Below are 10,841 nucleotides of genomic sequence, written 5' to 3' on the forward strand. Positions count from 1 at the left end.
CTTCTGGTGGTGTTCGTCGTCGTCACCTCGGTCGTTCCGCTCGGAGCGATGGTGACGGCCGCCGCCGGGTTGACAGTTCCATCTTCTTCACCCGAGGTACAGGCACAGGCACAGACCACGATTACACCGGGGCAGACGACAGATATCGGGGTTGCATACAATGTGACGGGCGCAGTCGACCAGTCGGACCTCACCGTGAGCGTCGTCGACCCGGCGGGACAGGGGACGCTGGTCTCGAATTCGAGCAGTCCACCGTTGGCCGATTCGACGACGATGAGCATCCCGGACGGCGCTCTGGACACGGGTGCGAAGCGACTCGCCGCGTCGACGTACAACAGTTCCTCGGGACAGGGAATCGTCTCGCAGATGTTCGTCGTCGACTCCGGCGGGAACGTCACCATCGATTCTTACACCGTCTCTGAGACAGCAGTCGACCCAGGTGAGACGTTCTGGGTTAACGCAACCCTGAACAATACCGGAGGCGTCTCTGAGACGTTCGAGGCCCGCGTCTACGGGCAGTCGTGGAACTCGACGCCGATGAACAACACGACACAGACGCTCGCGGGCGGCGCGACGACCACGGTCAACCTCTCTGTCGCCTACGGTTCGTCGGTCGAAGGGACGACACAGGACCTCACGGTCAACAACGAGACGGCGACGAGCGTGCAGATTAACGATACCAACGATGGGGGCGGTTCGAGTTCCTCCGCGTCGAACGTAACTGTCTCCGACCAGTCGACGACGACCGGGTCGACAGTCGACGTGACCGTGCAGTACAACGTGACGAACTCCGTGTCCCTCACGGACGCGAACCTCACGCTCCGCGGCCCCAACGGGGTCATCGACTACAACGACTCGCTGTCCACGCTCGACGGGTCCGTGACGTTCACGCTGCCCGCGAAGGCCGCAGCAGGCGAGTACCGCGTTCGTGCGGCGGTCATCGACGACTCGATGCAGTGGGCGTCGCTCAACCCCGTCGCCGAGGACGTATTCTCCGTGAACGTCACGAACAACGTCACGCTCGATTCGTACGTCGTCGAAGACGACCCGCTGTTCAAGGGCCAGTCGTACCCAGTGAACGTCACGCTGAACAACACTGGCAGCACCGCACAGAACTACACGGTCCACGTCTACCCGAAGACAGGCTCGTACGAGGCGCTCAACAGCAGTACCTTCGAGGTGCAACCGAACAGCGAACGAAACGTGAGCGTCCTCGTGTCCTACGGGAGTTCGTACACTTCGGGGACCTACCAACTCGCCGTCGGTAACGAGACGCCCGTCTCGGTCGCCGTCGACGACCTCGCGACTGTCACCGACTGGAGCGTCGTCTCCGGCCCCACGAACACGACGGTCGTCGAGTCGTCTGTCGCTCCACCGTCGGGACAGGGTGGACTGCTTCAGTTCGACCTCAACGACTACCAGAAGACGTGGCCGCAGAACCTCTCTGGAACCGGTCTGGCGAACGACTCAGAGATTCGGGTGACGCTCCACGTCAACCACTCGTACGAACCGGGCGTCCTCATCGCGACGGCACAGAACGTCTCGATGAACGTGACCAACAAGTCCACCTATTACGAGGTGAACGTCACGGGGAACCCAATCGAGTCGCAGTACACCAGCAACGCGTCGGGAGTGAGTGACTGGGAGACGCTTTCCGAGAGTGAGGACCAGGCGAACGCCGCGTTCAAGCCGATGTTCTCGCTCGCGTTCGTCTCGAACGATAGCGTCCAGCAGTATAACCCGAACATGTCGGGGCTCGTCATCGGTACGGACGCGCAGGCGTTCACGCCACCGCGATACAACGAGACTGCTGGGCAGCTCGAAGTCGAAGTCGCTGGCCCGCACAGGACCGTCGATGGCGACAACAACACGGGGCGGTTCGAGGCGACACTCCCGTCGGCCCTGTTGAACCAGTGGGGGGTGTCGTCCCCATCTGACCTGTCCGCGGATTACGAGGGCGAGAACAAGACGGTCAACGCCCAGTCTAACTCGGACAGCAGTATCGATATTGGCTTTGACATCCACTACTCCGCCGGGCAGATCAATCTGGCACCTGCGGAAGAAACCGACTCTGAGTCGAGCGATTCGTCCTCCTCGTCCGACTCGACGACTTCGTCTGAGTCTGAACCCTCGTCGTCGACGAGCGATGACGATGACGACGATGCCGAACCGGTGGATACAGACGACGACAGTACGACCACCACGAGTTCGAACGACAGTACCGACGTGACGGTCTCGGTCGCTGGTGCGGACGCCGCCAGTGTCACGTCGAACGGCGAGGAGACCACGGTGACGGTCACGAACGCCTCGTCAGAGGAGACGGTGAGCATCGACCTCGAACAGCTGAGTACCGCATCGAACACCACCACGAACACGACCGAAACGAACGAGACTGCGGCGAACGCGACGCAAGCGGAAGCCGCGTCGAACGACACGCAGCCATCGGTCTCGAAACTCGACCTCAACCTCTCGTCGACGGCGCCCGAACTCGGCGTCTCGGTCAGTTCGGCAGACGAGGTACCCGACGGAACGCCCGAATACACGGGCGCGGATTCGGACGATTCGACGGATGTGGCCGTGATTGACTACCTACAAATTGACCTCTCCGGGACGACCGACGAGGACATCGAGGACGCGACAATCACGTTCACCGTCCCGTCTGACCGACTCGAACAGACCGGCACGGACCCGGCGAATGTCACGCTGTCTCGCTATCACGACGGCGAGGGGCAGACGCTGGAGACGACCCACCTCGGTGGTGACCGCTACGCCGCCGTGACGCCAGGGTTCTCCGTGTTCGCAATTTCGTCCCAGCACGCAGATACTGGCAACGAGACGACGACCGAGGACGCTACACAGACTGAACCGGCGAGCGAGACTACCGCTTCCGAGACGACCACGACGGCGGCCCAGACCACCCAGAGCGACGCCCCTGGATTCGGTGTCACGGTCGCCCTCACCGCACTCGCACTGGTCGCTGCGCGGGTTTGGCGCGACTAAGTCACCGTTCGTGCGGGAACTTTTTGAAAAACGAATCGAGAGCGCTCCGTCCGGTGTGACGAGAGCGCTACTTTGGCGCAGCTGATAGCGACGCCGCCTTCGCCCGCGCCTTTTCGACGATTGCGGGGCGCGCTTCGAACTCGACGTGGACCTGTTCGCCTTCGTAGTCCTCGCGTTCGACGTGCGCGTGGTCGTAGAGCCACGAGACAAGGCTCATCGCCTCGTCAGCCATCGGGAGGAGCAGTCGCTCGTGTTCCCACGCGGGAAGTTCGCGCTCGACGCGCTCTGCCAACGCCTCGACGTTCTCGCCGGTGAGTCCCGACACTGCGACGGGGTTCGGTGCGAGCGCCGAGAGCGCCGCGCGCTTTTCTTCGAGTTCCTCGTCGTCGACCTTGTCAATCTTGTTGAACACGGTGACGATGGGTGCCTCGTTGCGCTCGTAGAGCGTGTCGTGGCTGGTGATGAGCTTTTCACGCATCTCTTCGAGCGGTTCCGACGCGTCAACCACGAGCAACACGAGGTCTGCGCGATAGACGGAATCGAGCGTGGATTTGAACGACTCGACGAGCCAGTGCGGGAGGTCGGAGACGAATCCAACGGTGTCAGTGAGTAGAACGTCTCGTTTGCCCGTTTCAGCCCGCCGCGTCGTCGTTCCGAGCGTCGTAAACAGTTTGTCTTCGGACTCAGCGGTCGGGTCGAGGTCCGGATGGAGGTCTTCGTTCTGTCCGACCTCCAAGTCCGCCGCGAGCCGTTGCATCAGCGTCGACTTGCCGGCGTTCGTATAGCCCGCGAGGGCAACGAGGTCGAAGCCCGACTCGCGGCGCTGTTCGCGCCGCGTTTCTTCTTTCTCCGCGATGGCGTCGAGTTCGTTTTTGATGCGCGAAATCTGCGCTTTGATGTCGCGCTCGCGACTCTCGTCGTACTCGCCAAGCCCCATGAACCCGGGGCGCTCGTCGCGCTTTGCCAGCGACGCCTTCGCCTCGGCGCGCGGGAGTTCGTAGCGTAACTCGGCGAGTTCGACCTGTAACTGCGCCTTGCGGGTGTTCGCCCGCTGACCGAATATTTCGAGGATGAGCGTAAAGCGGTCGATAACCTCGACGTCGTCGGGGAGTTTCTGGGCGATATTGTACGTCTGGTACGGGCCCAGTCGGTTATCGAAGATGACGGCCGAGGCGTCCTCGCGAGCGACGAGCGACGCTAATTCACCGACTTTCCCCTCGCCGAAGTGGAACGCGGCGTCCTCTTCGCGGGTCTGCGAGAGGGTCGCGACCACGTCGTAGCCCGCCGCGCGGGCGAGGTCGGAGATTTCGGTGAGGTCGGCGTCTCCGCGGTCGACACGCTTTGCGACGACGACGCGCGTCATCGTCGCACCTCGGATGTGGGGTACGTTTCCTGCACTGTGTCAGTTAGTACTAGCCGCCGGAGGCACTTAAGCCCCGTTCGGCCGGGCTTACACGTCGAGATGGCGGCTCGTCACCTCCCGTTCCATACCCGCGCTTGGTTGCCCGGAGTCTTGTAGATTACCCGCGTTCGAATGTAGCCTCACCTGCGTTCGAACGTACTTACCTGCGTTCGAATATCTTCGGCGACGACCTCTTGGTGCCGCTTCCTCCAACTGGGCGAACTTACCAGCAGTCGCGCCAGTTTCCCACAAGTCACTTATAGGAATACGCAGGATGTTGCCCGTATGGATCCCTTACAACTAAGCCTCGATCCGCAGCAACTCGGGTTAGAGTTCGGCAGCGGGGCCGTCGTCGGCGGTGTTATCGGCTTTGCCGCCAAGAAAGTGGCAAAGCTCATTGCCGTCATCGTCGGGCTTCAACTCGCCGTGTTCAAATTCCTCGAATCGCGCGGCATTCTTTCCGTTGACTGGGAACGCCTCACCGGCGGTCTCGTGCAGGCGACGCAGGGCGCGGCTACGGGCGCGCCGCCGAACTGGATTTCGACTATCCTCTCGACGCTTTCGGTCTCCGCCGGCTTCTCTGGCGGCTTCCTCGCCGGCTTCAAAAAGGGATAACCGCCGGTTGGTGTTGCGCGAATGTCTCACAGAACCGCTGTTGGACTCCTAATTTTCGTTCTTCTCGTGGCGATGTGGTATCGAACCATCCAGTACAGAGACGCCATTGCGGACCGCTTCTCGCCGAAAATATACGCTCATCTGAACGGTCGAAGACGAAGTGAGTTTATTCTCGGGTACTCTCGTGGCATCTCCACTGGAATCCGTGCGTTTTCGATGTCTTATTTCCTGTTTGCGGCAGTCGGAAGCGTCACAAAAGTCCTCGACGGCCTGCCGTCCCCGTATTCGTACGAGTATCACAGTATTCTGCTCGTGCTGGCTGGTGGGTTGCTAATCGCGGTAGACTCGATTGTCCCGCCGTCGCGCGTTTCGACGCCGGAATCGATGGGTACCGTTCGGGCCACTGTCCACACTGGTGTAGTGTTCTTAATCGGTGCCGCGTTCATCCAAGTTCTGGCTCTCACCTCGTCGTTCCTTGCCGTACAGCATGCGAGTGAACTATCGGTTTCGGTGGCACTCGCTATCGAGGTCTCGTCCACGGCGGTGCCGACCCTCGCACCGTTCTTCGTTAGTTACGCCATCATACGGGGCCTAGCTAACGACTAGGTGGAAAAAGACAAACCGAGTCGTCTATCGGTCGTTACAGGTCGTCTTCGTCTTTCACGATGCGGGTCTCGGCTGTCCCGCTCGTGATGTTGTTCACTTTGTCGTAGAAGTCGTTCTGCATCCCCGCGGGGAACGTGATGACACCGACCCACGAGCCGTCGCTTTGCCACTCTTCACGTTCGAGTTCGCCGTAACTTCGAATCTGCGCCTGTCCGCTCCCGGCGTACTCGGCGGGGAGTTGAACGGCGACAGTGACTTCGGCGAACTTGATGGGCAAGACGGGTCGGAGCGCGTCGAGTGCGTCGTCGACCTGCGATTCGACTGGCTCCATCGGGTCGATTTTGAATCCGGCTTCTTCGAGCGCTCGCTCGATTCGCTCCGGCGGGTGCGGCGAGTCGTTCATCTGCGGGTTCACCGCGTTGCGAGCGATACGGTTGATGAGCGACTTACGCTTTTGTTCTTGCATCTCGCGGCGCTGTTCCGCTGTAATCTGGATTTCTCCTTTCTTTACGACTTGGGGGATAATCTCCAGCGGGTCGGTCGTTCCGAACACCTTTTCGAGGTCGTTCTCGGCGGGGCGGTCGCCGCGGGATGCATCCTCGAATACGTCCTCGGCGGCGATGACATCTTCAAGGTCACCGTCGAACTCGTCGCGTTTCAGTGCCAGTGCCGCGTCGGGGTCGATGAGCACCTCGAAGCGCGCGCCGTGAGATTCCAGGCGGGCCGTGACTGCCTCGTCGAGTGAAATCATAGGTTCCGATACTCTCTCCGTGCTAAAAAGCCCTCGCCGACTCGCCGACAGCACCGGGGTCCCACGAAACCAGCCAGCTTCCCCCGCGAAGAAACCGTTATGCTCGCCCACCCCACACCTTTCGGTATGACTTCACAAGCGCCGGAGAAGTCCCTCGAAGAGCGCATCGAGTTGTTCATGCGCCGAAACTTCCCGCAGATTCAGATGCACGGCGGCAGTGCGGGTATCGACGCGCTCGACGAGGAAACTGGAGAAGTGTGGATTTCGCTTACCGGCGCGTGTTCCGGCTGCGGTATCTCGCCGATGACGATTCAAGCACTCAAATCACGGCTGGTCGCCGAGTTCGACGAAATCGACGCGGTGCACGCTTCGACCGGCGGCTCTTACGACGACGACGAACCGGGCTCTGGATTCGAACCCGACGTGTCCGACGCGCCGTTCTGAGCGCCCTCCCGTTCTGAGCGCCCTCCGACTCTACCGTTCCGGTGAGAACGTCACGCGGAAGTCTCGGGGGTTTGACCCCGAGGCAGTTTATTCTGGGCCCGGACCGTCGACGTTCTCGACGAGCACCCCGGTGCCGACGAAGCTGATTATCCACCGCTGCGGCTCGTCGATGGGGTTGACGTCGCGGTGTACGACCCTCGGCGGGAGGTGGAAGAACCCTCCAGCCTCGACTTCGAGTCGTTCGTTCCCCCCCCGGGCCGTATTCGATAACTGCCTCCCCCTCGACGAGATGGGCATAGACGTGCCGGTCACCGTGATGGTGCCATCCTGACGAGACCCCGCCGTCCACGTGCGCCTGGACGAGCGTGTTATTGTCCGTTTGGAAGGCCACCTTCCGGGTGATACCGGGGGTGCCTTCGGCCGCTTCGAGATCCTGCTGTGTGACCACTCGCGGTGAATCTGGCTCCATGAGTTGTGTCAGTGATTGATCTGATCTATGCTATCAACCACCACAAATTTGCACGCGCCAGTATCGCTTAAACACTGCCAAAATAGCGTTTCGAGGGCGACGAAGCGGAGACCGGACCAGTCGTCCTTACGCGGCGGCGTCGATGATGTCCACGAGGTCTTCTTTGCTCTGGACGCCGATAACCTCCTTTAGTTGCTCGCCGTGGGCGTAGAACTGGAGTGTCGGAACGCTCCGAATCTGCTGGCTGCGAGCGAGTTCCTGGAGTTCGTCGATATCTACTTTCGCCACGACGGCGTCGGTCTCTTCGGCGATTTCCTCGACGGTGGGTTCGAGCATCTTACACGGCCCACACCATTCGGCGTGGTAGTCGACGAGGACGACCTCGTGGTCGGTGATAAGTTCGTCGAGGTGATCCGAACTCTCGACGTGGATAGGTGCACTGGTCGCTTCTGGTGAACTCATGCCCTCACATATTCCCGCGATACTCTTACTCATTGCGCCTGTTTGCACGGTGGTGCACGACCGCGAAGCGCGATCCTCGATAGCTACAGGACCGCGGTTTTAGCAGTCGTAGGTCAGGAGCACGCCGTCGTCGATTCGTTCGACATCGCGCAGCGAAAGTCGTGGGAAGTCAGCGACGAAGCCCTCTCCGTCTGCAAGCGTGGGGGCGTCGCGGCCGCCGATAACCATCGACCCGACGTACAGCGAGAGTTCGTCCACGAGACCGTCCGAAAACAGCGAGAAGATGACTTCGCCGCCGCCTTCGACCATCAGTTGTTCGATGCCGTGCGCTTCGAGCGCCTCGAGGGCGGCGAGAAACGACACTCGTTCTTCGCCCGCGACGACGACTTCCGCGCCAGACGCTTCGAGGGCGGCGCGGCGTGCTTCCGGCGCAGTCTCCGAGACGAGGACGTAGGTCGTCGCCTCGTCGTCGAGGATTCGGGCGTCGGTCGGGGTCCGTGCCCGCGAATCCGCAACGACTCGTGCCGGATGGTCGGTCTCGTCCCGTGACGCCCGGGCCGAGACGAGAGCGGAGTCGTCAAGCGTCAGGTGTGGGTCGTCGGCGAGAACGGTGCCGACGCCGACGAGCACGGCATCCGCATCCGCTCGAATCTCGTCCACGCGGGCGAAGTCGTCGTCGCCGCTGATTTTGATTTGCTCTCGGCGGCGCGAGGAGAGTTTGCCGTCGACACTCATAGCGGCGTTGACGTGGACGTGCATACTCGGGAGTCGGTCGGCCCGTGAAAACGCCTTTCGGTGGGCCGTCGCAATATCTCCGGACAGGAGTTAAATAGGCATCTGTGGTACATTGTGCCATCAATGACTGCCAGAGTCCTCATGCTGGGGTGGGGGTTTCCGCCGAACGTCAGCGGCGGCCTCGACACACACGTCGGCGAGTTGTTCGAGCGACTCGAAGCGCGTGACGACGTCGATATCGAACTCGTCTTGCCGGCGGAGTATGCCCCGGACCGTGAGGGCATCATCGGTGTCCCGACGGGCGAAGGGGACATCATCACGCGAATCGGGCGACTCGGCTCGACGTTCGCCGAGCGCGCCGCAGACGCCGATATCGTCCACACGCACGACTGGTTCGGCTACGGCCCGGGGTCGCGCGCGAAGTCGAACAACAAGGACGTCGAGTGGGTAACGACGTTCCACTCGCTGTCGTCAGACCGCAATATCGACCCGCCGCAGCGGGAAGTCGAGACCGAGCGCCGCATCGCCGAACGCTGTGACCATCTCCTCGCGGTGAGTGAACTGCTCGCAGAGACGGTCAAAGCGGAGTACGGCGGCGACTGCCGAGTCATCTACAACGGCTTTTCGGAGTGTGAGACGACGGGCCGTGACCTCAAGGACGAACTCGGAATCGAGGGCAAGATGCTCTTTTTCGTCGGTCGGCACACCGACCAGAAGGGAATCTCGCATCTCGTCTACGCGCTGGAGAAACTCGACCGCGAGGACGTGACGCTCGTCATGGGCGGGTCGGGCCACCTCACCGCGCAACTCAAGCGATTCGCGGAACTGCTCGACGTCGAGGACCAAATCGAGTGGGTCGGCTACGTGCCCGAGGAAGAACTCGGCGACTACTACGCCTCCGCGGACCTGTTCGTCTCGCCGTCGCTCTCCGAACCCTTCGGCATCACAATCGTCGAAGCCCTCTCAGCGGGGACGCGCGTCGTCGCAACCGAAAGCGGCGCAGCGGAGGTGCTTCCGGAGGACTGCGTTATCGAAGTCGAACCGGACTCGCGCTCTATCGCTGACGGTATCGAATACGGTCTCTCACTCGACGGTGAACCGGAGTACGAACCGTACACGTGGGACCAAGTCGTCGACGAGACGGTGGCGTTCTACCACGAAATCATCGAAGAAACGGACTGACAGGGCTTATAGAGAGGGATAGATTGGACAGGACTCACCGAAGTAGTCGAACATCGGTCACGGGTTCGGGGTGTCGAATCCGATAGCCGCCTCTGGTCGGGACCATCCCTTCGCGAGGCATCGTCCCGCGCGCGGACTGATACGGCGAGTCGTCGGTCTGGACCGACTGGTACGGCGAGTCGTACGCCGACTGGTAGGGACTGTCCGAGCGCTGGGAGGCGCTGTCGCTCGACTGTTCGGTGGCAAAGTCCTCTGGCGGGAGGTAGATTCGCTCGCCGGACGCCGAGCGGACGACGACTGCGGTGTCTTTGTCGCCTTCCATCACGATAGTCGTCCAGCTGTCCTCGATAGTCACGGAGAAGGACACCTCGTCACCTTCGTCCGCATCCGCATCTGGTGTCTCGTCGTTTGTCATACGCCTCCAACGGACACGCGAACACTTAGTGATTCGCCCGCACACCAGTTCTCTCTCCACGTCTGCTCTGTCACACCCACCACGTCAGCCCTTTCACACCCTCTCCGGCAACCCTTCCGTACCCTCCCCGGCAATCCTTTTTATTCGATGGGGGCGAATGCCCCACCGATGGAAATCGATCAGCATGCCGAGGAGCTTGCCTCCGCCCTCGGTATCGACAAAGAGGAGGTCAAATCCGACCTGCAGAACCTCCTGCAGTACAGCGTCCCGCTGGACGAAGCTAAACAGAGCGTCCGCCGAAAACACGGCGGCGGCTCCTCGGGGAGTGATGCCCCGCCGTCCTCGAAGCAAATCGCCGATATCGACCCTGACGACGGTAACGTCTCGGTGACGGTCCGCGTCCTCACCGTCGGCACGCGGTCTATCGTCTACCAGGGCGATGCGCAGACTATCCACGAAGGTGAACTCGCAGACGAGTCCGGCGTCATTTCCTACACGGCGTGGCAGGACTTTGGCTTCGAACCCGGCGACTCCGTGACTATCGGAAACGCCGGCGTCCGCGAGTGGGACGGCAAACCGGAACTCAACATCGGCGCATCGTCGACTGTCGGCGTCGAATCCGAGCCTGACGAGACGCCCTACGACGACCGAATCGGTGGCGAGGAAGACCTTATCGACATCACCGCCTGTTACCGCTACCGAATCGTCGAAGTGCACGATCTCGCTGACGACAAACGTACCATCTACGGCCGTAACGGCG

Annotated in this window: 11 protein-coding genes and 1 pseudogene; 6 read left to right on the forward strand and 6 right to left on the reverse strand. The window is 61.4% G+C overall.

Going from position 1 to position 10,841, the window contains the following annotated elements:
- The coding region (locus QT222_RS13765) for a PGF-pre-PGF domain-containing protein (protein ID WP_491477497.1) at positions 1-3,000 on the forward strand (3,000 nt) is incomplete at its 5' end.
- Between the two features lie 67 nt (positions 3,001-3,067).
- On the opposite strand, the gene hflX is transcribed toward QT222_RS13765, so the two are convergent.
- The gene (gene hflX, locus QT222_RS13770) at positions 3,068-4,363 is read right to left on the reverse strand and encodes a GTPase HflX (RefSeq protein ID WP_004057034.1); all 1,296 of its coding nucleotides are present in this window, start codon (positions 4,361-4,363) and stop codon (positions 3,068-3,070) included.
- Positions 4,364-4,687: 324 nt separating this feature from the next.
- On the opposite strand from hflX, the gene QT222_RS13775 reads away from it, so the two are divergent.
- The gene (locus QT222_RS13775; RefSeq protein ID WP_004057036.1) at positions 4,688-5,017 is read left to right on the forward strand and encodes an FUN14 domain-containing protein; all 330 of its coding nucleotides are present in this window, start codon (positions 4,688-4,690) and stop codon (positions 5,015-5,017) included.
- A gap of 21 nt (positions 5,018-5,038) precedes the next feature.
- Positions 5,039-5,623: a hypothetical protein gene (locus QT222_RS13780; protein ID WP_004057038.1), complete on the forward strand. Its 585-nt coding sequence runs from the start codon at positions 5,039-5,041 to the stop codon at positions 5,621-5,623.
- A gap of 34 nt (positions 5,624-5,657) precedes the next feature.
- Here the strand turns inward: QT222_RS13780 and QT222_RS13785 are convergent, their stop codons facing one another.
- Positions 5,658-6,374, reverse strand: a complete 717-nt coding sequence (locus QT222_RS13785) for a ribosome assembly factor SBDS (RefSeq protein WP_004057041.1) — start codon at positions 6,372-6,374, stop codon at positions 5,658-5,660.
- 126 nt (positions 6,375-6,500) lie between these two features.
- Between QT222_RS13785 and QT222_RS13790 the strand changes: the two genes are divergently transcribed.
- Complete coding sequence (locus QT222_RS13790) at positions 6,501-6,818, forward strand: NifU family protein (RefSeq protein WP_169330951.1); 318 nt, start codon at positions 6,501-6,503, stop codon at positions 6,816-6,818.
- 87 nt (positions 6,819-6,905) lie between these two features.
- Here QT222_RS13790 and QT222_RS13795 read toward each other — a convergent pair whose 3' ends face one another.
- The 3 genes from QT222_RS13795 to QT222_RS13805 all read right to left on the reverse strand — a co-directional run bounded on the left by QT222_RS13795 (position 6,906) and on the right by QT222_RS13805 (position 8,508).
- Positions 6,906-7,115, reverse strand: coding sequence for a hypothetical protein (locus QT222_RS13795; protein ID WP_491477498.1), 210 nt, complete (start codon positions 7,113-7,115; stop codon positions 6,906-6,908).
- A 298-nt stretch (positions 7,116-7,413) separates the two neighbouring features.
- A complete protein-coding gene (gene trxA, locus QT222_RS13800; protein ID WP_004057047.1) occupies positions 7,414-7,749 on the reverse strand; it encodes a thioredoxin in 336 nt (111 codons plus the stop codon).
- 99 nt (positions 7,750-7,848) lie between these two features.
- The gene (locus QT222_RS13805) at positions 7,849-8,508 is read right to left on the reverse strand and encodes a 2,5-diamino-6-(ribosylamino)-4(3H)-pyrimidinone 5'-phosphate reductase (protein WP_491477499.1); all 660 of its coding nucleotides are present in this window, start codon (positions 8,506-8,508) and stop codon (positions 7,849-7,851) included.
- Positions 8,509-8,625: 117 nt separating this feature from the next.
- Between QT222_RS13805 and QT222_RS13810 the strand changes: the two genes are divergently transcribed.
- Positions 8,626-9,666 carry a glycosyltransferase family 4 protein gene (locus tag QT222_RS13810; protein ID WP_004057051.1) on the forward strand — a complete coding sequence of 347 codons (1,041 nt, stop codon included), beginning with the start codon at positions 8,626-8,628 and terminating at the stop codon, positions 9,664-9,666.
- A gap of 34 nt (positions 9,667-9,700) precedes the next feature.
- Here QT222_RS13810 and QT222_RS13815 read toward each other — a convergent pair whose 3' ends face one another.
- Complete coding sequence (locus QT222_RS13815; RefSeq protein ID WP_491477500.1) at positions 9,701-10,081, reverse strand: DUF7510 family protein; 381 nt, start codon at positions 10,079-10,081, stop codon at positions 9,701-9,703.
- A gap of 168 nt (positions 10,082-10,249) precedes the next feature.
- Between QT222_RS13815 and QT222_RS13820 the strand changes: the two are divergent.
- A pseudogene (locus QT222_RS13820) lies at positions 10,250-10,841 on the forward strand (Single-stranded DNA binding protein); the annotation flags it as partial.

The organism is Haloferax sp. s1, assembly GCF_058382125.1.

Coding starts and splice junctions, on each gene's coding strand:
- QT222_RS13785 (WP_004057041.1), bottom strand. CDS start 6,374: ATGATTTCACTCGACGAGGCAGTCACGGCCCGCCTGGAATCTCACGGC.
- QT222_RS13775 (WP_004057036.1), top strand. CDS start 4,688: ATGGATCCCTTACAACTAAGCCTCGATCCGCAGCAACTCGGGTTAGAG.
- QT222_RS13790 (WP_169330951.1), top strand. CDS start 6,501: ATGACTTCACAAGCGCCGGAGAAGTCCCTCGAAGAGCGCATCGAGTTG.
- QT222_RS13810 (WP_004057051.1), top strand. CDS start 8,626: ATGCTGGGGTGGGGGTTTCCGCCGAACGTCAGCGGCGGCCTCGACACA.
- QT222_RS13805 (WP_491477499.1), bottom strand. CDS start 8,508: ATGCACGTCCACGTCAACGCCGCTATGAGTGTCGACGGCAAACTCTCC.
- trxA (WP_004057047.1), bottom strand. CDS start 7,749: ATGAGTTCACCAGAAGCGACCAGTGCACCTATCCACGTCGAGAGTTCG.
- hflX (WP_004057034.1), bottom strand. CDS start 4,363: ATGACGCGCGTCGTCGTCGCAAAGCGTGTCGACCGCGGAGACGCCGAC.
- QT222_RS13780 (WP_004057038.1), top strand. CDS start 5,039: ATGTCTCACAGAACCGCTGTTGGACTCCTAATTTTCGTTCTTCTCGTG.
- QT222_RS13815 (WP_491477500.1), bottom strand. CDS start 10,081: ATGACAAACGACGAGACACCAGATGCGGATGCGGACGAAGGTGACGAG.
- QT222_RS13795 (WP_491477498.1), bottom strand. CDS start 7,115: ATGCCCATCTCGTCGAGGGGGAGGCAGTTATCGAATACGGCCCGGGGG.